The sequence below is a fragment of the Burkholderia sp. PAMC 28687 genome, from assembly GCF_001577465.1.
Lineage (GTDB): Bacteria > Pseudomonadota > Gammaproteobacteria > Burkholderiales > Burkholderiaceae > Caballeronia.
On the sequence record NZ_CP014505.1, the window covers coordinates 2,043,368 to 2,064,753 of the forward strand.

The window sequence follows — 21,386 nt, forward strand, 5'->3', positions numbered from 1 at the left end:
CAGGAGCATTGGATGACCCCGGCGAGTCTCATCGAGCAGTACGGTCCCCGTGAGTCCATGGAGTACGACGTCGTAATCGTGGGCGGCGGCCCTGCGGGACTTTCTGCGGCCATCCGGCTGAAACAGCTTGCGCAGGAAAAAGGCGTCGAACTCGGCGTATGCGTGCTGGAGAAAGGCTCCGAGATTGGTGCGCACATCCTCTCCGGCGCCGTCATGGACCCACGCGCTCTCAGCGAATTGCTGCCCGACTGGAAGACACAAGGCGCGCCGCTCGACGTGGAAGTGACCGAAGACCGCTTTCTGTTCCTGTCGCAGGACAGCGCGAAACAAGTCCCGAACTGGTTGCTCCCGGACAACTTCAAGAACCATGGCAACTACGTCATTTCGCTGGCTAACGTTACCCGCTGGCTCGGCCAGCAGGCGGAAGCGCTGGGCGTCGAGATATTCCCGGGCTTTCCTGCAGCCGGAGTGCTCTACACGGAAGACGGCGCCGTGCGCGGCGTGGCGACCGGCAACCTGGGCGTGGGCAAGAACGGCGAGCCGACCGGTAATTTCCAGCTCGGCATGGAATTGCACGCCAAATACACGCTCTTTTGCGAAGGCGCGCGCGGCAATCTCGGCCGGCAGTTGATGGACAAATTCAAGCTCGGCCGCGACGCCGATCCGCAGGTCTATGGCCTCGGCATCAAGGAACTCTGGACAATCGACCCGGCCAAGCACAAGCCGGGTCTGGTGATTCATACCGCCGGCTGGCCGCTCGAAACCGATACCTACGGCGGCTCGTTCCTCTATCACATGGACAATAACCAGGTAATGGTCGGTTTTGTCGTGGGCCTCGGGTACTCGAATCCGTATCTGTCGCCGTTCGAGGAGTTCCAGCGCTACAAGACGCATCCTGCAATCCGTACGTTCCTGGAAGGCGGCAAGCGCGTGTCGTATGGCGCGCGCGCGATCGTGGCCGGCGGCCTCATGTCGCTGCCGAAGCTGGTGTTCAAGGGCGGCGCGCTGGTCGGCGACGATGCCGGGTTCCTGAATGCATCGCGGATCAAGGGCAGTCACGCGGCAATCAAATCCGGCAAGATGGCGGCGGAAGCGGCGTTCGACGCAGTGCAAGCCGGCCGCGAGGCCGATGAACTGACCGCATACCCGGAATCGTTCAATAACTCGTGGCTCAAGACCGAGCTGTATCGCGCCCGCAATTTCAAGCAGTGGATGAGCAAGGGCCTGTACATGGGCACGTTCATGGTCGGCCTCGAACAGAAGCTGCTGGGCGGCAACGTGCCCTGGACGCTGCACCATCAGCACGCCGATAACGAAACGCTCAAGCCGGCATCGCAATGCAAGCCGATTGTTTATCCGAAGCCGGATGGCAAGCTGACGTTCGACCGGCTCACGTCGGTGTTCATATCGAACACGAATCACGACGAGAACCAGCCGCCGCATTTGACGCTGAAGGATGCGTCGGTTCCGGTCGATGTGAATCTGCGCACGTACGCCGGACCGGAAAGCCGTTATTGCCCGGCGCAGGTGTACGAGTTCGTGAAAAACGACGACGGCACCGAGCGCCTGCAAATCAACGCGCAAAACTGCGTCCACTGCAAGACGTGCGATATCAAGGACCCGACGCAGAATATCGTGTGGGTTCCGCCTGAAGGCGGCGGCGGTCCGAACTATCCGAACATGTGATCGTTCGGCTGGATTGACGGTTAGAAGGCCTGAACGCTTGAAAAAAACGCCGGTTCTTTGTGAGAACCGGCGATTTTTTATTCGGGGATGTGCGCCGCGATGTGAGGCGTAGTCGTCTCGACATCGCCATTCTGCGCGCGATGTCGCAGCGCGTGATCGATCAGGACCAGCGCGAGCAGTGCTTCGGCGATAGGGGTCGCGCGAATCCCGACGCACGGATCGTGGCGGCCGAAAGTTTCGACGGTAGCTGCATGACCGGCTTTGTCGATGGATTCACGCGGCGTGCGGATACTCGACGTCGGCTTGATTGCGATAGAGACCGTAATGTCCTGCCCGCTCGAAATCCCGCCGAGCACGCCGCCTGCGTTGTTCGCGGCAAAACCTTCAGGCGTCATCTCGTCGCCGTGAACGCTGCCGCGTTGCGCGACGCTCGCAAAGCCCGCGCCGATTTCGACACCCTTCACGGCATTGATGCCCATCATCGCCTTGGCGATGTCAGCATCGAGACGGTCATAGAGCGGCTCGCCCAAACCCGCTGGCACGCCCGTTGCAATCACGCCGATGCGCGCGCCGATCGAGTCGCCGTCGTGGCGCAGCGCGTCCATGTATTCCTCGAGACGCGGCACGATCTCGGCATTCGGCGCAAAAAACGGATTTTCACGCACGTGTTCCCATGCCACGAATGGAATCGGGATCTCGCCGAGCGCGCTCATGAAGCCGTGGGTTTCGATGCCATACCGTTCCCGCAGCCACTTCTTCGCGACCGCACCGGCCGCCACCGTCGGCGCCGTCAAGCGAGCAGAAGAGCGGCCGCCACCACGATAGTCGCGGATTCCATATTTCTGCCAGTACGTGTAATCGGCGTGTCCGGGACGAAACGTCTCCGCGATATTGCCGTAATCCTTGCTGCGCTGATCGGTGTTGCGAATCAGCAAGGCGATCGGCGTGCCGGTCGTCCTGCCTTCGAAAACACCCGAAAGAATCTCGACCTGATCGGCTTCCTGACGCTGGGTCACATGGCGCGACGTGCCGGGTTTGCGTCGATCGAGTTCGATCTGGATATCGGCTTCGGTCAGCGCCATTCCCGGCGGGCAGCCGTCGATCACGCAACCGATCGCAGGACCATGCGACTCGCCGAAGTTCGTGACGGTGAAAAGCGTGCCGAGTGTGTTGCCGGACATGAGCGTCGTCCTGAAAATATCGAGAGAGCCGATATTATGCCAGCCGGGAGCCCTTCCAGCCTCGTTCCGCCCCTGTTTGCGCCTACTTGCGGGCGCCCCGGAGCGTCGCAACGAGTTGTTGCAAGTGTTCCGGGGTGGCATCGGCGGGATCGATCGGCTCGCCAACCGCCAGCGTCAGCCGGCTCATCACGCCGCGCTGGATCGGACGCGGCCAGCTCGTGTCCCCATAACGGGAAAAGACGCTGCCCCACAAACCACGCAGCGCCAGCGGTATGACCGGCGCCGACCGGCGTCTCAGAATCTCGCTGATGCCGTGGCGGAACGGGTTCAGTTCGCCCGTTCGCGTCAGCTTGCCTTCGGGGAAGATGCAGACGAGGTCGCCTTCGGCAAGCGCGCGGCCGCAGGCATCGTAGGCCTTTTCGAGCAGCGCCGCGTCTTCGTGGGCCGGCGCGATCGGAATTGCCTTTACATGGCGAAACAGCCAGCCGATCAGCGGCGAGCGGAAAATCCGATGATCCATCACGAAGCGAATCGGCCGGGGACTTTCCGACATGATCACAATGGCATCGACGAAACTCACATGGTTGCAGACCAGCACAGCCGCGCCGTGCTCGGGAATCCGCTCGGCGTTGACAAGCCTGATCCGGTAGAACGTGTGCACGAGAATCCACGCGAGAAACCGCAGCAGGAATTCGGGCACGAGCGAATAGATGTAGGCGGCCACCACGATATTGAGCAACGCCGTGGTGAGGAACAGTCCCGGAATGCCCACGCCCGCTGACGTCAATCCCGTGGCCATCAGCGCCGACACGATCATGAAAAACGAGTTGAGGATATTGTTCGCGGCGATGATCCGCGCGCGATGCGTCGGCTGGCTGCGCGCCTGGATCAGAGCGTACAGCGGGACGCTGTAAAAACCGCCGAACATGGCGAGCAGGAACAGGTCCGCCAGAATGCGCCAGTGGACGCCGATCTGGAGGAATTCGGCAATGCCCATCAAGTGACCGGCCGGAACGATCTTATGGCTCGCAAAAAACAGGTCGATGGCAAACACGCTGATACCAATCGATCCCAGCGGAACAAGCCCGATCTCGACGCGCCGCTTCGAGAGCTTTTCACACAGAAGCGAACCTGTGCCGATGCCTATCGAAAACGTCCCCAGCAACAGAGTGACCACGTCGGGATTCGCCGACAGCACATCTTTGGCGAAGTTGAAAAACGACGTGAGGAAAGTCGCGCCGACAAACCATAGCCACGAGATACCGAGCAGGCTCAGGAATACAGTCCGGTCCCGGCGTGCAAGCGCGAGATTGCGCCACGTTTCGGTGAAGGGATTCCAGTTGATCTTCAAATCGGGCTGAAGCGCCGCCGTGCTGGGCACGAAACTCGACGCCACGCGGCCAATCAACGCGACTGCGACGCAGCACACCGCGAGCAGAATCGCACCATGCTCCATCCACCCGGCCGACGCGCCGCCGATGATCGTGCCGATCAAAATTGCCACGAACGTCCCCATCTCGACGAGTCCGTTGCCGCCCACGAGTTCGGACGGCTGCAAATGCTGTGGCAGGTACGCGTATTTCACCGGGCCGAAAACGGTCGAATGAACGCCCATCAGGAAGGTGCACAGGTAGAGCAACGGCGCGCTGTGGAGCACGAATCCCGCGCCGCCAACCAGCATCACGGCGATTTCGAAGGTCTTCACAAGACGCGTGAGCGTGGCTTTGTCGTATTTATCGGCGAGCTGGCCCGATGTCGCCGAAAACAGCACGAACGGCAAGATGAAGATCGCCGAAATCAAAAAGGCAGCGGTTTTTGGATCGACGCCCGAAAAACGGGCGGCCTGAAACGTCACAAGTGACGTAAAGCCGACCTTGAAGACGTTGTCGTTGAGCGCCCCGAGAAACTGCGTCCAGAAAAATGGTGCAAAACGGCGCTCGCTCAAGAGGCGAAACTGGCCGTCGCCGTGTGCGGGCTTTGCAGGGTTCTCGCGGGTGGAAGCAGGCAATTCGCTCATGGATTATTGGAGTTGGTAGCTGAGAGACCTTGGCGCCAGGCCAAGCAATGCGGCGCCGGCTTCGAGACGAAAAAAATGCGCGCCGGACGGGGCGCGCATTGTTGCGAGCGTTTGACACGCGCTAACGGGCAAATCGCGATTGTGCGTTCGCCGGGTTCAGCGCGCTTCTTCTTGCTGCTCGGGCCAGTCGCGAATATAGGCCTTGAGCATCTTGTTCTCGAAACCTTGTTCTTCCACCACGGCTTTCGCGACGTCGTAGAAAGAAATCACACCCATGAGGATGCCCTTTTCCATGACCGGCAAGTAGCGCACGTGGTGCTCGAGCATCATGCGGCGTACTTCGTTCACGTCGGTTTCCGGCGTACAGGTGATGGGATGGTCGTCCATGACCTTGCGGATGGTGAACGTGCCTACGCTGCCGCCGTTCTTGCTCAGGATCTGGATGATCTCGCGGAACGTCAGCATGCCTGCAAGATCACCGTATTCAATGACCACCAGTGAACCGATGTCGTGTGACGCCATTGCGTCAATGGCTTCGCTCAACGGCGTATCGGGCGTTACCGTGAAGAGCGCGTTGCCCTTGACGTTCAAAATGTCGCTGACTCGCATGATTGTCTCCTCGCGAAAAGCCTGACTGTCTGTCGATCCTAGCGGAAAGACGGTTAAAAAGGAAGCGCGCAGGGCACCCGTGATTCGTCTGGGGAAGCATATCGGGCGGGCTTTTGCGCCGGGTCAACCCTTAGCTTTGCCGCACTGGGATGCTCACGCCGTTGAAGCGCGCCGACGCTCGCGTCTACCCCAAGTTTGTCCCGCCATACCCGATGTTACGATAAATGACCCTTTCCCATGGTAGCCCGCCCACGATGTCCGCCAACCGCTTCGATACCCTTGTACTGCATGCGGGCGCCGCGCCCGACCCCACTACCGGCGCGCGCGCCACGCCGATCTACCAGACCACGTCGTTCTCATTTCGAGACACGGATCACGCCGCGTCGCTCTTTAACATGGAGCGCTCCGGCCACGTTTATTCGCGCATTTCGAATCCGACAGTCGCCGTTTTCGAAGAGCGAGTGGCGGCGCTCGAAGGCGGCGTGGGCGCAATCGGCACGGCGAGCGGACAAGCCGCGCTGCATCTCGCGATCGCCACGCTGATGGGCGCAGGCTCCCACGTTGTTGCGTCGAGCGCGCTTTATGGCGGCTCGCACAACCTGCTGCACTACACGCTGCGGCGCTTCGGCATAGACACCACGTTCGTGCCGCCCCACGATCCCGATGCCTGGCGAGCCGCAATTCGGCCCAATACGCGCCTCCTGTTCGGCGAGACGCTGGGGAACCCCGGCCTCGATGTTCTGGATATCGCGACCATCGCTGAAATCGCGCACGAGAACCGCGTGCCGTTGCTCGTGGATTCGACCTTCACCACGCCCTATTTGCTGCGCCCGTTCGATCATGGCGCCGACTTCGTCTACCATTCCGCGACCAAATTCCTGGGCGGCCACGGCACGACCATAGGCGGCGTGCTGGTCGACGGCGGCACATTCGACTTCACCGCGAGCGCCCTTTTCCCCGAATTCACCGAGCCCTACGATGGCTTTCACGGCATGGTCTTCGCCGAAGAGAGCACGGTCGCGCCATTTCTGCTGCGCGCCCGCCGCGAGGGCCTGCGCGATTTCGGCGCATGCCTGCATCCGCAGGCCGCGTGGCAACTGCTGCAAGGCATCGAGACCCTGCCGCTGCGCATGGACCGGCACGTTGCCAACACGCGCAAGGTCGTCGAGTTCCTGCTCGCGAATCCGGCAGTCGAAGGCGTGGCGTATCCGGAACTGGAAAGCCATCGCGATTACGCGCTCGCCAAGCGGCTCCTGCCACGCGGCGCCGGCGCTGTTTTCAGCTTCGATCTGCGCGGCGACGTGGCGGCGGCACGGCGCTTCATAGAATCGCTGACCTTGTTTTCCCATCTGGCCAATGTCGGCGACGCACGTTCGCTCGTCATCCATCCTGCATCAACCACGCATTTCCGCATGGACGCAGCCGCCCTTGCCGCCGCTGGAATCGCGCCAGGCCGTATCCGGCTGTCGATTGGCCTGGAAGATCCTGACGATCTCATCGACGACCTCAAGCGCGGACTGAAGGCATCGCAAAAAAGCGAAGGGAGCCGCGCATGATGCTCGATGTCGGCGGCGCACCCGCCTACGCATACACCGGCGGCCACGCGTTCGAGGCCGGACGTCCCGTGGCCGTGTTCATTCACGGCGCGCAGCACGATCACAGCGTCTGGGCGCTGCAGACGCGCTACTTTGCTCATCACGGCCTGAGCGTTCTTGCCGTCGATCTTCCCGGGCATGGCCGCAGCGCCGGGCCGGCGAAGCCGAGCATCGCCGCGCTGGCCGACTGGGTCATCGCGCTGCTGGACGCCGCGAAGGTAAGCCGCGCCATGCTGATCGGCCACAGCATGGGCTCATTGATTGCCCTCGATACCGCCGCGCGCCATCCATCGCGTGTGACTTGCCTTTCGCTGCTCGCCACCGCATTTCCGATGACCGTGTTCGACGCCCTCCTCAGTGCCGCCCGTGACCACGAACCTGACGCCATTGACATGGTGAACCAGTGGTCGCATTCCTCGATCGCCGCGAAACCTTCGAGCCCGGGCCCGGGCTTCTGGCTGCACGGATCAAACCAGCGCCTGATGGAACGCATGGCCGTTCGCGGCGAGCCGCAACTCTTTCACACTGATTTCAACGCCTGCAATGCTTACGCGGATGGCCTTGAACGCGCCGCAGCGTTGCAGTGTCCGGTGCAGATAGTGACGGGCAAGCGCGACGCGATGACACCGCCCCGCGCGAGCCGCGCACTTGTCGATGCAATGAAACACGCGGGCGTTCCGGTGGACACCGTTTTACTGGACGCAGGCCACGCGCTCATGAGCGAACAACCTGATGCGACCCTTGCTGCGCTCTTCGGTTTTGCAAAGAAAAACAGCATGAACCAAGCTTAACGAGCGCGTCCGAAATGCGCTATCAGCCGAATGGGTGGGGTGCTGAAAATTCCCGCGACGGCGCGAGTTCCCGGTTGCGCCATTGCCGTGTTAGCCGGAGAATGAATTTTGCTCACCTGCTTTGCAGGCATCGCCCGACACGGAGATTGTCATGGCCCAGACCGCTCATTCGGATCACTTCGCGAGCTTCGCGGAGTTCTATCCGTACTATCTCGAAGAGCACCGCAACGTGGTGTCGCGGCGGCTTCATTTCATTGGTTCTTTGGGGGTGATTGGTTGCCTGGCCATGGCCATCGCAACGGATGACTGGCTCTGGCTTCCGGCCGCGGTCATTTGCGGCTACGGCTTTGCCTGGGTTGGCCATTTCTTCTTCGAGAAAAACCGCCCCGCCACGTTTCGCCATCCGCTTTATAGCCTGATGGGCGACTGGGTGATGTTCAAGGACATCTGCATTGGCAGGATTTCGCTTTAGGCGCCGGTCAAGCGGTCTGACGCGGCATTGACGCTGCATTTTCAGACTCATGCGCACGAGCTTCCCGGGAAGCAGTGCGCGCAGCAAGCAGCGTGGCAAGCGTGACATCCATCTTGTCGTTGCTCAGCGCGTTCATCAGGGTTGCATCGTCGATATGCGATGAATCGAGGCGCAACTGATAGTCCAATTCTTCGCGGTCGATCACGAACAAATCGAAGAGACTCGACACCGTGATCTGCTGCGGACTGGCGATCAGCACATAACGCGGCACGCGCAGGTTCTCGAGCCGCGCAACCCATTCCAGGTCATCGAGCTTGCGCACAAGCCGCATGGTGGTATCCATGTCACAGCGCAGCATGCTTGCGAGCTCAAGACCCGTATACCCGGGCTTGCCGGCATCGCGCGCTTCGGCGAGCCGCGCGAGCAACTCGAGGGCATCCAGCAAATCGCTGCCCGGGAAGTCCGCTCGATGAAACTGGCCGGTGCGAATGGCCGGCAACGCCGACGTGACCATCGCTCCAATCAACGTGATCATCCAGCAGAGATAGACCCATAACAGGAACACCGGCAACGCCGCAAACGCGCCGTAGACGGCCGTATAAGTGGGAATGCGTCGCACGTAGTAACCGAAACCGCGCTTGGTCAATTCGAACGCAATCGCCGCGATCAGGCCGCCGACCAGCGCATCGCGCCATGCCACCTTGCAGTTCGGCAGAAAGACATAAAGCATCGCGAACGCCACAACCGTAAATGGCAGGGTTGCACTCGTGAGTGCCCATTCGATCCCCGGCGGCAAAAGATTATGCGACCCGGCGAACGCGATGGACTGAGCAAACAAATAGGACGACATGGACAAACTCACGCCGAACAGGATCGGCCCGAGCGTGATGATTGCCCAATAAACCAGGATGCGTTGCGCCAGCGGCCGCGATTTGCGCACGCGCCAGATCACGTTGAACGCCGACTCGACTGTCATCATGGTCATCACCGACGTGACGAACAAGATGATCATGCCGACCGTGGTCAGCCCTTTCGCCTTCGATGCAAACTGGTTCAGGTACTTGAAGATCTGGCTGTTGATCTGCGACGGCATGAGATGCGATGCAAGAAAATCCTGCAACGACATCTGAAACGAGGCGAAGATCGGAAACGCCGTGAACAACGCGAACGCGACGGTGGCGAGCGGCACGAGCGACAGCACGGTGGTGAACGTCAGGCTGCCTGCCACCTGCGCGACGCGATCCTCACCCGTTCGACGCGCGACGAATCCGGCGAGCCGTTTCGTCGTGTCGAGATCGATGGGAAACTTCAACAAGAAACTCTCTCCTCAATCGTTACAACGAGTTTGCGATTCGGTACAAATAGTGGCGGACGACCACCAAAAGCACTTCGCACACCCGGTCCTTATAATACCCGTTCACCGAAAAGGCCCATGAACGACATTCTCGTGCTTTATTACAGCCGCAACGGCGCCACCCGCGAACTTGCCCAGGCGATTGCGCAGGGCGTCGACAGCGTGCCCGGCATGCAGGCGCGCGTGCGCACCGTGCCCTCCGTCTCGACCGTTTGCGAAGCAACGCAGCCGGACATTCCCTCCGACGGTCCGCCCTACGCCGAAGTACGCGACCTGGAAGAATGCGCGGGACTTGCGCTCGGCTCGCCGACGCGCTTCGGCAACATGGCTGCGCCGCTCAAATATTTCCTCGATGGCACCTCGCCGCAATGGCTTTCCGGCGCGCTCGCCGGAAAACCCGCGAGCGTTTTTACGTCCACCGGTAGCCTGCACGGCGGTCAGGAAAGCACCCTGCTTTCCATGATGCTGCCCTTGCTTCACCACGGCATGCTGATCGTGGGCATTCCGTACACCGAGCCAAAGCTGACCACCACGCAAACCGGCGGCACGCCCTACGGCGCGTCCCATTTCGCGCGCGCAGAAACGGCTGACATCGGCATTTCCGCCGATGAGAAGGCGCTCGCCATCGCGCTCGGGGCGCGTCTCGCTCAAACCGCGCTCAAACTTCTGCGCAACGCCTGATGAGCGCCACGCCTGCCAACGGGGCTTCCGCGCGCATCGCGTTCTTCAGCTTGATCGCGCTGATTGCGTTGTCGCTTGCGTGGGAGCTGTGGCTTGCGCCATTGCGTCCCGGCGGCTCCGCGCTCGCACTCAAGGCGATCCCGCTCGCGTTCGCGCTTCGAGGCACATTCAGGCGCAACCTGTACACGCTGCAGTGGGCGTCGATGCTCGTCCTGCTCTACTTCGCCGAAGGCATTGTCCGCGGCATGACAGACGGCGGGTTGTCGGCGCGCCTCGGCTGGATTGAAGCCTTGCTTGCGCTCGTGTACTTCGTCTGCGCGGTTGCTTTTGTCGCGCCGTTCAAGCGCGCTGCCCGCGCGGCGAAGCGCCAGGGAACCGGAGCTGCCGCCGACCAGAATGGTTTGTAGCATGGATCCGCCGGTGTAACGGAGCCCTATGCCATTCGGCCAGGTTTCGCCAGGGCCACGTTCGGGCAATACTGCATCAACGCCTGCCGCGCAAGCCAACGCTATTGAATCAACTGACACTCATGACCACAACCAACGACCGTTCAAAGTACTTCGTGGAAGCCTGCATCGAGGCGATCGGCGCCGCGAATGTCCTCACCGATTCGCACGACACCGCGCCGTATCTCACCGACTGGCGCAAGCGCTACCGCGGTGAAACATGTGCCGTGCTTCTTCCGGGCGACACAGAACAAGTGGCAAGGGTCGTGCGGCTTGCGCGCGAACATCGTCTTCCGATCGTGCCGCAAGGGGGCAATACAGGCCATTCCGGTGGAGCGACGCCCGACGCCAGCGGCACGCAGGTCGTCATCAGCTTGCGCAGGATGAACCGTATTCGCAGCATCGACTCGATCAACAACACCATTACCGTGGAGGCCGGTGTAATCCTCGCCGACATTCAGGCGCGCGCCGAACAGGAACAACGTCTTTTTGCGCTCAGCCTGGCGGCCGAAGGCAGTTGCACGATCGGCGGAAATCTTTCAACGAACGCAGGCGGCACCGCCGTGCTGCGCTATGGAAACACACGCGAGTTATGCCTCGGACTGGAGGTGGTCACGCCACAAGGCGACGTCTGGAACGGCTTGCGCGGGCTGCGCAAGGACAACACCGGTTACGACATGCGCGATCTTTATATTGGCGCGGAAGGGACGCTCGGCATCGTTACGGCTGCGGTGATGAAATTGCATCCGGCGCCCGTCGCTCGCGTGACGGCGCTGGCGGCCCTGGAGTCGCCTCATGCCGCACTCGATTTCCTCGCCACTGCACAGCGTTATGCGGGTCCGTTATTGACCGGCTTCGAATTGATGTCGGACTTCGCGCTGCATCTGGTGACCACGCATTTTCCGCAAATGCGGTATCCGTTCTCCGAAAAACACGGTCAGACCGTGCTGCTGGAACTATCGGATAACGAAAGCGAAGCACACGGCCGCGCTCTCTTCGAACGGCTGATGGAACACGCGATGGAGCAAGGCCTGGTTCAAGACGCGGTGGTCTCGGAAAATCTGTCTCAGACCAGGGCTTTCTGGAGTTTGCGCGAGCACATTCCGCTCGCGCAGGCCCAGGAAGGACTCAATATCAAGCACGACATCTCGGTGCCGATTTCAAGCATCGGAGATTTCATCGCGCAAACCGATGCCCTGATTGCCCGGTCAATTCCGGGCGTTCGCATGGTGACCTTCGGGCATCTCGGCGACGGCAATCTCCATTACAACGTGCAGGCGCCGGCAGGCGTCGACCCGAAAGTCTTTCTCGCCGAACATCAGGCGAGTGTGAATGCGCTCGTCTATGAACAAGTGAATGCCTATCACGGCAGCATCAGCGCCGAACACGGTCTGGGTCAATTGAAGGTAGCCGAGGCGATGCACTACAAGTCCCCGGTAGAAATACGCTTGATGCGTGCAATCAAGACCGCACTCGACCCCGAGAATTTGATGAATCCGGCCAAGGTGTTGCCGGACGTGCGCGCATCGTGAAGAGACCAAGGAGAATATCGCCGTGAAGATTCGCGTTCTGTCTGACCTGCACCTCGAACATGACGAACCGCTCGCCATTCCCTATGCCGAGTCTGATCTCGTCGTGCTTGCCGGCGATATTCACAGTCACGCGGAAGGCCTGCGCTGGGCCGCCGAAAACTTCGGTCCCGACGCACCCGTGATTTATGTCCCGGGCAATCACGAGTATTACGACGGCGAGTTCGGTGCGCTCGAAACGGCGATGAAGGATGCTTCGAACAGCTTGCCGAATGTGCATTTCCTGAACAACAGCGCGCTGATCGACCGGTACGGAAAGTGGCGCGTGCTCGGCACCACGCTGTGGACCGACTTCGCATTGTATGGGTCGAGCGATGAGGCGTTGCGTATCTCGATGCAGGAAGCCGAGCGTGTGATGGTCGACTTCAGGGGCGTGATCCAGGTGGCGTGGCCTGAACCGGAGGACGAACCGCGCTCCTTTGCCGCTAGTGATTCTCTGGCGCTGCACCAGCAAGCGCGTGCGTGGCTGCAAGAGGAGCTCGCCAAGCCTTTCGATGGCAAGACGATCGTTGTCACGCATCACGCGCCGCTCAGGGACAGTCTTGCGGAGAAATATGCGACGGACCGGGTATCGGCGTCGTTTATCAGCGACTTGCCATCGCTCGTGCGCGAGCCCGTTGCACTGTGGGTGCATGGCCACACGCATACGGCGTTCGACTACTTCGTGGAAGGAACAAGGGTTGTCTGCAATCCGCGTGGCTACCGGGACCGGCGCACGGGCTTGCCAGAGAATCCGTCATTTGAGTGGGACAAGGTAATCGAGATTTGATCGACGGACGCCGAGTGGCGTCCTGGAAGGTCGTTTGCCTGACACCGTGAGCGCGAAGACAACGGTAACGAATACCGGTTCCCACGTACCCGGAGCGCAGGTATCCCGGCTCGCTGCGAACCCGGCGTTTCTTGATCAAGAACGTCGCGTTATCGCGCCGTTGCTAACACCCAGAGACCGAAGACTCGGCCTTCCGAAGTTACCGGTTGCGCGACTGGCGGTTCTTGCGTTCGTCGATACGAATCGGGATGAGGCGCGCGCGCTTTGCGTTTTCGCGGGCGGTACGCAGCAGTTCACGAGTTGCGGGCACGGCGATCAAACCAAGCAGTGCATAGATAGCGAACATCAGCGGCGTATTCATAACCTTCCTCGGACTAAGTCGAAAATCGGTAAAAGTGAATCCATGAAGCCAGAAGCAGCTTGTCCAGCCCTTAAGCTACCAACATGAGGCTGAAATAGAAGTAAGCAAGTGTTGCGCCGCGGTAAAGCCAAAAGATCCGCATTCGGCAACTCCCATTCTCCTGCTCATAAGCTTACGCCGCCACAAATTCTTGCAGCAATTTTTCATCGGCGGCGAGTGCGCCAGGCAACTCACTGCGCAAAAAATCCACCCAGGTGCGGATTTTCGCGTCCAGATACTGCCGCGACGGATAAAGCGCGAATACATTGAACAATTGCATGGTGTGTTCCGGCAGCACCCGCACGATTGTTCCGGCTCGCAACGCAGGCAAAGCGGACGATGTGGGCAGCACGCCAACGCCCATGCCTTCGCTGATGGCCACCGCCATGGCTTCTGCCACATTCACCGTGAATGGTGTCGGGCCGAGATTGACGCTTTCCGGTCCGTTCGGGCCGTCGAAAGTCCATCGAGTTGGTGGAAAGGCCGGCGTCACGAGTTGCAGACACGTGTGCTCGTTCAGATCCGCAACTGAATGCGGCACGCCATGCGCTTCTATATACGCGGGCGAAGCGCACGCAATCGTGAAAACGCTGCCGAGACGTTGCGAGACCAGACCCGAATCGGGCAATTCGCTGCCAAGCACTATCGATACATCGAAACCTTCATCTAGCAGGTCCGGAATGCGCGAGGCGAGCGTCAAGTCTATCTGCACCGATGGATGCAGCCTTTGATAACGCGAAATCATCGGCACGATGTAATGCTGGCCAATACCCGCCATGGCATGCATTTTCAGCTTGCCGGAAGGCCTGGCGTGGGCGTCTCCCGCTTCGGCCTCTGCCTGATCCACATAGGCGAGGATCTGCTCGCAGCGCTGCAGATAGCGCTCGCCCGCCTCGGTGAGTGCTATACGGCGCGTCGTGCGATTGAGCAAACGGGTACGCAGATGCGCTTCAAGATCGGATACTGCGCGCGAAGCGTAGGCCGTCGTTGTATTCAACTGATGTGCTGCCGCAGTGAAACTGCCTGCTTCCACGACTCGCGAAAACACCCGCATGTTCTGGAGGGTATCCATTTAGCCCTGAATCTCTTTCAAGTTATGCGCCATTGTTGCGCTTTCGGCAAAATCGATTACATCGGATCGCGTATGGATGCTTTACATTTTTGCCGGTTTTTTCATAATCAGGGCAAAAATACCATTCGGCACACGTGTCTCAATCAGATTTGAGAAATAATTTTGCTAGACTGGATGCTGAAAAACAGCCGTCGCTCCGATGGTTCTTACATTTATTTTAACAATTGCAGGCTGCGCGAGCACTAAAAACGTCGGTCCCGAGGATTCCCTGAAGGCCCCGTCATCGCTCGATGCAGGCGCGACCCTGCGCGCGGCAAACGCCGACGCAGGTTGGTCCGCCTCCGCATGGTGGCGCTCGTACAACGATCCCCAGCTCGATGCGTGGATTGAACGTGCGCAGGCCGACAACCCATCGCTCGCGTTGGCTGCGGCGCGCGTGCGCGAGGCGCGGTCGCTGGCGGGTGTCGCGGCGTCGGCGCTCGTACCGCAGGTGGATGGATCGCTTTCGATCAACCGCAAGCACTGGCCCGAAAACGCCTACTACGGCCCGGGCAGGTTCAATACTTCGAGGAAACGAAGTTGCCGCACGTGCGTGTCGGCGACAATCCCGAAAGCCGTAAACTGCTCGCCGATGTGAACCCGGCCTTCAACTGGGTCCGGCTCGCGCAACGCGTGCCCGTGCGCACCCGCAACGACGAAGTGCCGGACGGCTTGATCCTTGCAGCCGGGACGACGTGTACGGTAACCGTCACGCCTTCGAGTTGAGTACGTTCAGCCCAGCGCCTTGAACGTGTCTTCAGTTGTATCGATGACCATCAATCCCGCTCGCAATCCCGGCTTCACCGTCGGGTTCGGGAACACGATCCGTTCTTCATTGCGCGTGACTTCGTAACGGTAATCGCCATCTTCCGCGAGCAACGTGCCGCGTTCGAAAGGCGTGAAGTTCGCGACGTCGCCGGCAACGTGCAGTTCGAGCGCCTCGCTTTGCTTGGTGATCTGGCCGATTACGGTGAAGACCTTCAATGTATCGCCCGACTTCGGCACCGGCGGCTCGGCGGCGATCAGGCGGCGCAAGGCTGCATCGGACGCCGCGAAGCGCGTCAGGTCGTTGTGCCCGAACGGACGCACCTTGCCGAGTTCGAGCGTGCAGGCAAGCGCCCCCGATTGTTCCGCCGTGAAATGCGTGAACGTGTTCGACTTCTCTTTGTGTAAAAGCACCGCCGACAAACCCGCGTCCTGCAACCAGTCGAACATCGCTCGCGACAACGGCGCGCCCGTGTACGGCAGCAAAGCGAATTGCTCGAACACAGAAGGACGGATGGCCGTATGCATGTCGATGTGCCACTTCGCTTGGGTGGAATCGGCCTCAGCAAAGAACGCACGCGTCACACCTTCCAGCTCGACCGCACGCGGCGATTCATGACTGGTTGCGAGCGTCAGATGCCGGCCGTTGAACAGGCGGTTCAGATCGTCATCGCGGTAACGGCACGATTCGCGCATCGCGTCGATGTTGCCGAAGATCACCAGCAAGCGGCTCTTCAACGGTGCTTTCCCGCTGGCAATGTCCGCCACGAGCATGGAAAGAATCTCGATGGGCGCGGTTTCGTCGCCGTGGATTCCCGCCGATGCCACCACGCTTGCCTTGACTTCATGATCCGGCTCGAAGCGCACCATGCCATCGCCAAGCCACGTCCACTTCACGCTGTTGGGCAATGTGCCCTCCGTCAGCGCAGGCTTTTTTCCATCGATGACAAAGTCGAGAAAGTTCGCGAACATGGTGGTCTCAGCGCTGGAAATCATAGAGTGTACCCAGCTTAAGGATACTGGTGAGCGCATCGAGGGCGGCACGCGACTCATCGAGCAGTTTGGGATCGGCAAGATCGGCTGGCGCAACACGATCACGATAATGCGTGTCGATCCATGCATCGAGCTGCGCGAAAAGTGAATCGTTCATCCAGACGCCGGGGTTCACCGCGGCGCGTTCCGCGTCGTCCAGTACGACGCGCAAACGCAAGCAGGCCGGACCGCCGCCGTTCTTCATGCTTTCGCGCAGGTCGAAAACGAGCACGTCATCGATCGATGTATGCCGCTCGCCCAACGCATCGAGGTACTTGGCCACGCGCACGTTCTCGCGGCATTCCTGCGGCACGACAAGCACCTGGCGGCCATCGGGACGCGTGAGCAACTGACTATTGAACAGATACGACGATACGGCATCGGCCACGCTGACTTCGTCTTGCGGCACTTCGATTGCGGTGAAGGCGCTGCCGTGTGCATCGAGCTTGACGCGGAGCTGGTCATAGACTTTCGTCTGGTCGAGAAACGCACGTTGATGGCAGAACAGCGTGTTGCGGTTGCCCACCGCAATCACGTCGTTGTGGAACACGCCGGCATCGATCACGTCGGGAAGCTGTTGCGCGAAGACCGTGGAGTCGTCGGAGAGGCCATGCAGCCGTGCAACCGCGCGGCTGGCCTCGAGCGTTTGACGTGCGGGAAAGCGCTTCGGCTCGGCCGCGCCCTGACCGTATTCGCTGCGGCCATAGACAAAAAACTCGACGCCCTTCTCGCCATATTCGCTGCTAAAGCGCGTGTGATTTGCCGCGCCTTCGTCGCCCAAAGCGGGCGTGCCGGGCAGCGCGTGATGAATCTTGAAGCGTTGTTCGTCGGCGAAAATCGATGCAAGCGAACGCCGCGTCTCTTCATGCTCGATCGCGCGATGCAGCTTCGTGCTGAGATTGGCAGGCGTGAAATGGACGCGGCCGTCGTTCGTATCCGCCGATGGGCTGACGGTCGCGGCGTTCGCCGTCCACATCGCGGACGCCGAACTCGCCGCCGCGAGCAATTCGGGCGCTTCGCGCGAAGCACGTTCGATGACTTCGGCATCCGTGCCCGTGAAACCCACGCTGCGCAGCAACTTGAGCGATGGCCGCTCGAGCGGCGGCAACACACCTTGATGAAAACCAAGGTCCGCAAGCTGCTTCATCTTGCGTAAGCCCTGCTTTGCCGCAGCCTTCGGATTCGCCGCCGACTTCTCGTTGTTGCGCGACGCGACATTGCCGAACGACAACCCCGCGTAATTGTGCGTCGGGCCGACCAGCCCGTCGAAATTCGCTTCGAATGCTTGCATCGTGGATCCTCAGAACTGAAGGCCGGGCGAGACGCTCGCGGGCATGAGCAACTGGGTGCTTTCGACCGACGCCATCGGGTACGAACAATAATCCGCCGCGTAGAACGCGCTCGGGCGCTGATTGCCCGAGCGGCCGATACCGCCGAACGGCGCCGCTGATGACGCGCCGTTAGTCGGCCGGTTCCAGTTCACGATGCCCGCACGAATGGTCCGCTTGAAGTGCGTCCACGTGGCGGCGTCATCGGCTAACAAGCCGGCAGATAAACCGTAGGCTGTGTCGTTCGCGCGTTCGATCGCCTGATCGAAAGTGGCATAGCGCGTGAGTTGCAGCATGGGTCCGAAGTGCTCTTCGTCAGGCACGTTCTGCGCGTTCGTCACGTCGACGATTGCCGGCGTGACATAACCCAGCTCCTTCGATTGCTGTTTCATTTCGAGGAGCGGCTTGCCGCCCGCTTCGAGCAACTGTTTCTGCGCCTGCACGAGCTTCGACGCCGCTCGCGCCGAGATCACGGCGCCCATGAACGGTTGCGGATCGGCATTGAAGGCGCCGGTCTTGATCTTCGTTGTCACATCGATCAGGCGTTGCGTGAAGCGTTGACCGAACGCGTTATCGGGGACGAATAAACGGCGTGCGCACGTGCAGCGCTGTCCGGCCGAAAGATATGCCGACTGGATCGTGTGATGCACGGCGGCGTCGATATCTTCGACTTCAGCCACGACCAGCGGATTGTTGCCGCCCATTTCCAGCGCAAGCACGATCTCGGGACGTCCACCGAATTGCCGATGCAACAATGTTCCGGTATCCGAACTACCGGTGAAAAACAAACCATCGATCTGCCGATGATTGGCCAGCGCAATGCCCGTGTCCTTTTCGCCCTGAACGAGATTCAGCACGCCTGAAGGCAAGCCAGCCTGGGCCCACAAACCAGTGGTAAGCGCGGCCACGGCGGGCGCGAACTCGGACGGCTTGAACACGACCGTATTCCCTGCGATAAGCGCCGGCACGATATGCCCGTTCGGCAAATGCCCCGGAAAGTTATACGGCCCGAACACCGCCACGACACCATGCGGACGATGCCGCAAGACCGCGACACCATCGGCCATGTCCTGCCGCTTTTCGCCGGTTCGCTCGTGGTACGACTTGACCGAGATATCCACTTTTGCGGCCATAGTCGCCACTTCCGTGCGTGCTTCCCACAATGGCTTGCCCGTTTCATGCCCAATGGTATTGGCGAGCGTTTCCTTGTTCTCGTTCAGCAGCACAGCGAAGCGCCGCGTGATTGCAATGCGTTCGTCGAGCGGCAAGGCGGACCACGAAGCAAACGCACGTCGCGCTGAGAGGACGGCGCGGTCAACGTCTTGCGCCGATGCGCTCGCCCCTTCCCACACCACTTCGCCGTTACCTGGATTGCGCGATGCCAACAGCGTACCGCCGCCATTGCTCCACGCGCCATCGATAAACAATTGAGTCGAAATCGTAGTCATGTTCCTGTCCTTAACTTGCGGTCAACTTGCGTTCTTCTGGCGCGGTTGCGAGGCCAGGACACGCACCGTATCGCCTGCTTTCACGCGCAACGCCGCGGCTTCGTCTTCGGTCAGCAAGAACGATCCATCTTCCGGAATGCCGAAGGTCGCACCGCATCGGAAGTCATCGAGCGATGTATTCGAAACAAGGCTTCGAGCGTCGCCGTTCTCATGGCGCTCGCCGATGCGCACCTTCACCAGCACGCTTTCGCGCACCGTGCGCAAGTCCGCCGTGTGGCATTCGAGGACGGGACCGGCATCGAAGATATCGACGTGATTTTCATAGCGCAGCCCTTCCGTTTCGAGCATCTTGCGCGCGGGCATGGTGTCGCGATGTGTGAGGCCGACCGCCGCTTGCGCGTCGTCCGGCAGCATCGCGAGATAGACCGGATAGCGCGGCATCAGCTCGGCCAGGAACGACTTCTTGCCGTGCGAACTCAAATAGTCCGCTGCGTTGAAATCGATCTGGTAGAAATGCGAGCCGACTGCCTGCCAGAATGGCGAGACGCCGTTTTCATCGAAATGACCGCGCAGTTCAGCGCACAGACGCTCCGGAAAACGCTCGCGAAATTGCGCGATAAACATGAAGCGCGAACGCGACAGCAAACCACCTACGCCTGCGGTTCTGTACCGCGGGCTCAGGAACAACGAACAGACTTCAGCGTACCCAGTCAGGTCGTGCGAGATGTTGAGCAGCGACATCTTGGTCCACACGCCAAGATCGCGGCTTGCATGAACGACGGTCGACACCCGGTAGTTATAGAACGGCTGCTCCAGTCCCACTTCCGTTTCGATGCCGCACACGCCGGCAATATCGCCGGTCGCCGTGTCTTCCATTGCGAACAGATAGCCGGCTTCGTAGGGTGCGGCTTCATTGGCGAGCGTGCGTCTCGCACGTTCAACGCGTGCCGTCAGCGCATCGCGATCCGGCTTGAAGGTGGTGAGTCCGGGTCCGGTTTCGTGCGCGAGCGCCACCAGCGCGTCGACATCTCCAGGCTGCACGCAGCGGACAACGATCATTGCAACTCTCCCGAAGCTTGATGAAGCGGCACGCAGCGCACCGTGCCGGATGCTTTCACGCTGAGCGCTTCGCGAATCTCTGCCGACAACGGCGCACCGCCCGCACGCGACGACGGCAGGTTGACCAGCGTGCAGCGAAATGCGTGCGCGCCGCCGGCCGCGACGAGATAAGGCGTGCCTGAAACGCCAGCGTCGTCCGAAGAATCGCTCACCGTGCGTACTTCATTTGCGAGCACCGACGCGCTGCGCTCGACCGCGACGGTCAGCACCGGACCGGCATCGAAGATATCGACAAAACGATCCGGCTCGAAACCTTCTTCAAGATGGATGTCATACGCGAGCAATGCGCCGTCGTCCGGCTCGCCCAGCACGCGTTGCGCTTCGGGCGGCAACAGCGGAACATAAAGCGGATAACTGGGCATCACTTCCGCTATGAAGGTCCGGCTCCGGCCGCCGGATTCAAGCTCGACTTGCTCGAAGTCGCGGCCGAAGAATTTGCGCCCTACCGCCTCCCAGAACGGCGATACTCCCGCGTCATTAGTCACGCCGAGCATCAGCGAGAAGACGTCCTCGGAGAAACGCTTGCGGTTCGCGGCAACGTAAATCATGCGTGCTCGCGAAAGCAGATGCGCGGCGGCATCGTGCGTGCTCTCGCGTATCGACGGATCTATATAGAAGCCCGTCAGGCGGCTCTTGCCCGTGAGCTCATGCGACATGGTGAGCGCGTGGATCTTGCGGTTCACCTTGAGTTCACGCGACGCATGGATCAGCGCGTCATTGCGAAACGCGTAGAACGGTTCGGAATATCCCGCCGATGCCACGATGCTCGACGTGCCGAGCAACGCACCCGTCGCCGTATTCTCGAGCACGAACAGATAAAACTCTTCACCGGGAAACTCGACATCGGCGCGAAACGAATCTTCGGAGAGCGCGACGCGTGTCTCGAGAACGCGCCGGTCGCGCGGCAGCGAATGCAGCACGGGATGCGCGGCATGCGCCATGCGTTCGAGCGCGTCGAGGTCGGCGAGTGTTGCAGGGCGGACGATCAGCATC

At 60.6% G+C, this 21,386-nt stretch carries 19 protein-coding genes and 2 pseudogenes; 10 read left to right on the forward strand and 11 right to left on the reverse strand.

What is annotated here, in order from left to right:
- Positions 1 to 12 precede the first annotated feature (12 nt).
- On the forward strand, positions 13 to 1,686 hold the full coding sequence (locus AX768_RS09415; protein WP_061999736.1) for an electron transfer flavoprotein-ubiquinone oxidoreductase: 1,674 nt from the start codon (positions 13 to 15) through the stop codon (positions 1,684 to 1,686).
- A 77-nt stretch (positions 1,687 to 1,763) separates the two neighbouring features.
- On the opposite strand, the gene aroC is transcribed toward AX768_RS09415, so the two are convergent.
- The 3 genes from aroC to AX768_RS09430 all read right to left on the reverse strand — a co-directional run bounded on the left by aroC (position 1,764) and on the right by AX768_RS09430 (position 5,493).
- Entirely contained in the window at positions 1,764 to 2,867 is a 1,104-nt protein-coding gene (gene aroC, locus AX768_RS09420; protein WP_061999737.1) for a chorismate synthase, read from the reverse strand.
- A gap of 82 nt (positions 2,868 to 2,949) precedes the next feature.
- Complete coding sequence (locus AX768_RS09425; protein ID WP_061999738.1) at positions 2,950 to 4,884, reverse strand: MFS transporter; 1,935 nt, start codon at positions 4,882 to 4,884, stop codon at positions 2,950 to 2,952.
- Positions 4,885 to 5,040: 156 nt separating this feature from the next.
- Positions 5,041 to 5,493, reverse strand: coding sequence for a CBS domain-containing protein (locus tag AX768_RS09430; protein WP_061999739.1), 453 nt, complete (start codon positions 5,491 to 5,493; stop codon positions 5,041 to 5,043).
- A 254-nt stretch (positions 5,494 to 5,747) separates the two neighbouring features.
- On the opposite strand from AX768_RS09430, the gene AX768_RS09435 reads away from it, so the two are divergent.
- The 3 genes from AX768_RS09435 (at position 5,748) to AX768_RS09445 (ending at position 8,351) form a co-directional block, all read left to right on the forward strand.
- Positions 5,748 to 7,049: an O-acetylhomoserine aminocarboxypropyltransferase gene (locus tag AX768_RS09435; RefSeq protein WP_061999740.1), complete on the forward strand. Its 1,302-nt coding sequence runs from the start codon at positions 5,748 to 5,750 to the stop codon at positions 7,047 to 7,049.
- Positions 7,046 to 7,879 carry an alpha/beta fold hydrolase gene (locus AX768_RS09440; protein ID WP_061999741.1) on the forward strand — a complete coding sequence of 278 codons (834 nt, stop codon included), beginning with the start codon at positions 7,046 to 7,048 and terminating at the stop codon, positions 7,877 to 7,879. The genes AX768_RS09435 and AX768_RS09440 overlap by 4 nt, the downstream gene beginning before the upstream one ends.
- A gap of 151 nt (positions 7,880 to 8,030) precedes the next feature.
- Positions 8,031 to 8,351, forward strand: a complete 321-nt coding sequence (locus tag AX768_RS09445) for an Mpo1-like protein (RefSeq protein WP_062000905.1) — start codon at positions 8,031 to 8,033, stop codon at positions 8,349 to 8,351.
- Between the two features lie 7 nt (positions 8,352 to 8,358).
- Here AX768_RS09445 and AX768_RS09450 read toward each other — a convergent pair whose 3' ends face one another.
- Positions 8,359 to 9,666 carry a YihY family inner membrane protein gene (locus tag AX768_RS09450; protein WP_061999742.1) on the reverse strand — a complete coding sequence of 436 codons (1,308 nt, stop codon included), beginning with the start codon at positions 9,664 to 9,666 and terminating at the stop codon, positions 8,359 to 8,361.
- A gap of 117 nt (positions 9,667 to 9,783) precedes the next feature.
- Here AX768_RS09450 and wrbA point away from each other — a divergent pair, with 117 nt between their 5' ends.
- From wrbA to AX768_RS09470, 4 genes are all read left to right on the forward strand, one after another.
- Complete coding sequence (gene wrbA, locus AX768_RS09455; RefSeq protein ID WP_061999743.1) at positions 9,784 to 10,386, forward strand: NAD(P)H:quinone oxidoreductase; 603 nt, start codon at positions 9,784 to 9,786, stop codon at positions 10,384 to 10,386.
- Positions 10,386 to 10,793, forward strand: a complete 408-nt coding sequence (locus AX768_RS09460; protein ID WP_061999744.1) for a DUF2069 domain-containing protein — start codon at positions 10,386 to 10,388, stop codon at positions 10,791 to 10,793. The genes wrbA and AX768_RS09460 overlap by 1 nt, the downstream gene beginning before the upstream one ends.
- A 122-nt stretch (positions 10,794 to 10,915) precedes the next feature.
- Positions 10,916 to 12,364 (forward strand): FAD-binding oxidoreductase, encoded by a 1,449-nt coding sequence (locus AX768_RS09465; RefSeq protein ID WP_061999745.1) that lies wholly within the window; start codon positions 10,916 to 10,918, stop codon positions 12,362 to 12,364.
- 22 nt (positions 12,365 to 12,386) lie between these two features.
- On the forward strand, positions 12,387 to 13,190 hold the full coding sequence (locus AX768_RS09470) for a metallophosphoesterase (protein WP_061999746.1): 804 nt from the start codon (positions 12,387 to 12,389) through the stop codon (positions 13,188 to 13,190).
- A 199-nt stretch (positions 13,191 to 13,389) separates the two neighbouring features.
- Here AX768_RS09470 and AX768_RS32715 read toward each other — a convergent pair whose 3' ends face one another.
- The gene (locus AX768_RS32715; protein ID WP_155524219.1) at positions 13,390 to 13,551 is read right to left on the reverse strand and encodes a hypothetical protein; all 162 of its coding nucleotides are present in this window, start codon (positions 13,549 to 13,551) and stop codon (positions 13,390 to 13,392) included.
- 172 nt (positions 13,552 to 13,723) lie between these two features.
- Positions 13,724 to 14,662, reverse strand: a complete 939-nt coding sequence (locus tag AX768_RS09475; protein WP_061999747.1) for a LysR family transcriptional regulator — start codon at positions 14,660 to 14,662, stop codon at positions 13,724 to 13,726.
- A 199-nt stretch (positions 14,663 to 14,861) separates the two neighbouring features.
- On the opposite strand from AX768_RS09475, the pseudogene AX768_RS33235 reads away from it, so the two are divergent.
- Both AX768_RS33235 and AX768_RS31950 read left to right on the forward strand, forming a co-directional pair.
- Positions 14,862 to 15,215: pseudogene (locus tag AX768_RS33235) on the forward strand (RND transporter); the annotation flags it as partial.
- An 8-nt stretch (positions 15,216 to 15,223) separates the two neighbouring features.
- Positions 15,224 to 15,427: pseudogene (locus tag AX768_RS31950) on the forward strand (efflux transporter periplasmic adaptor subunit); the annotation flags it as partial.
- 6 nt (positions 15,428 to 15,433) lie between these two features.
- On the opposite strand, the gene astE reads toward AX768_RS31950, so the two are convergent.
- The 5 genes from astE to aruF are packed head-to-tail and all read right to left on the reverse strand — an operon-like array spanning position 15,434 to position 21,385.
- On the reverse strand, positions 15,434 to 16,438 hold the full coding sequence (gene astE / locus AX768_RS09485; RefSeq protein ID WP_231941253.1) for a succinylglutamate desuccinylase: 1,005 nt from the start codon (positions 16,436 to 16,438) through the stop codon (positions 15,434 to 15,436).
- 7 nt (positions 16,439 to 16,445) lie between these two features.
- Entirely contained in the window at positions 16,446 to 17,789 is a 1,344-nt protein-coding gene (astB, locus tag AX768_RS09490; protein WP_061999750.1) for an N-succinylarginine dihydrolase, read from the reverse strand.
- Between the two features lie 9 nt (positions 17,790 to 17,798).
- Complete coding sequence (astD, locus tag AX768_RS09495; protein WP_061999751.1) at positions 17,799 to 19,274, reverse strand: succinylglutamate-semialdehyde dehydrogenase; 1,476 nt, start codon at positions 19,272 to 19,274, stop codon at positions 17,799 to 17,801.
- 21 nt (positions 19,275 to 19,295) lie between these two features.
- The gene (gene astA / locus AX768_RS09500; protein WP_061999752.1) at positions 19,296 to 20,333 is read right to left on the reverse strand and encodes an arginine N-succinyltransferase; all 1,038 of its coding nucleotides are present in this window, start codon (positions 20,331 to 20,333) and stop codon (positions 19,296 to 19,298) included.
- On the reverse strand, positions 20,330 to 21,385 hold the full coding sequence (gene aruF, locus AX768_RS09505) for an arginine/ornithine succinyltransferase subunit alpha (RefSeq protein WP_062000906.1): 1,056 nt from the start codon (positions 21,383 to 21,385) through the stop codon (positions 20,330 to 20,332). Before aruF ends, astA begins: the two co-directional genes overlap by 4 nt.
- Between the last annotated feature and the right edge of the window lies 1 nt (position 21,386).

Coding starts and splice junctions, on each gene's coding strand:
- astD (WP_061999751.1), bottom strand. CDS start 19,274: ATGACTACGATTTCGACTCAATTGTTTATCGATGGCGCGTGGAGCAAT.
- astB (WP_061999750.1), bottom strand. CDS start 17,789: ATGCAAGCATTCGAAGCGAATTTCGACGGGCTGGTCGGCCCGACGCAC.
- aruF (WP_062000906.1), bottom strand. CDS start 21,385: ATGCTGATCGTCCGCCCTGCAACACTCGCCGACCTCGACGCGCTCGAA.
- astE (WP_231941253.1), bottom strand. CDS start 16,438: ATGTTCGCGAACTTTCTCGACTTTGTCATCGATGGAAAAAAGCCTGCG.
- AX768_RS09435 (WP_061999740.1), top strand. CDS start 5,748: ATGTCCGCCAACCGCTTCGATACCCTTGTACTGCATGCGGGCGCCGCG.
- AX768_RS09445 (WP_062000905.1), top strand. CDS start 8,031: ATGGCCCAGACCGCTCATTCGGATCACTTCGCGAGCTTCGCGGAGTTC.
- astA (WP_061999752.1), bottom strand. CDS start 20,333: ATGATCGTTGTCCGCTGCGTGCAGCCTGGAGATGTCGACGCGCTGGTG.
- AX768_RS09430 (WP_061999739.1), bottom strand. CDS start 5,493: ATGCGAGTCAGCGACATTTTGAACGTCAAGGGCAACGCGCTCTTCACG.
- aroC (WP_061999737.1), bottom strand. CDS start 2,867: ATGTCCGGCAACACACTCGGCACGCTTTTCACCGTCACGAACTTCGGC.
- AX768_RS09425 (WP_061999738.1), bottom strand. CDS start 4,884: ATGAGCGAATTGCCTGCTTCCACCCGCGAGAACCCTGCAAAGCCCGCA.
- AX768_RS09460 (WP_061999744.1), top strand. CDS start 10,386: ATGAGCGCCACGCCTGCCAACGGGGCTTCCGCGCGCATCGCGTTCTTC.
- AX768_RS09475 (WP_061999747.1), bottom strand. CDS start 14,662: ATGGATACCCTCCAGAACATGCGGGTGTTTTCGCGAGTCGTGGAAGCA.
- AX768_RS09415 (WP_061999736.1), top strand. CDS start 13: ATGACCCCGGCGAGTCTCATCGAGCAGTACGGTCCCCGTGAGTCCATG.
- AX768_RS32715 (WP_155524219.1), bottom strand. CDS start 13,551: ATGAATACGCCGCTGATGTTCGCTATCTATGCACTGCTTGGTTTGATC.
- AX768_RS09440 (WP_061999741.1), top strand. CDS start 7,046: ATGATGCTCGATGTCGGCGGCGCACCCGCCTACGCATACACCGGCGGC.
- AX768_RS09465 (WP_061999745.1), top strand. CDS start 10,916: ATGACCACAACCAACGACCGTTCAAAGTACTTCGTGGAAGCCTGCATC.
- wrbA (WP_061999743.1), top strand. CDS start 9,784: ATGAACGACATTCTCGTGCTTTATTACAGCCGCAACGGCGCCACCCGC.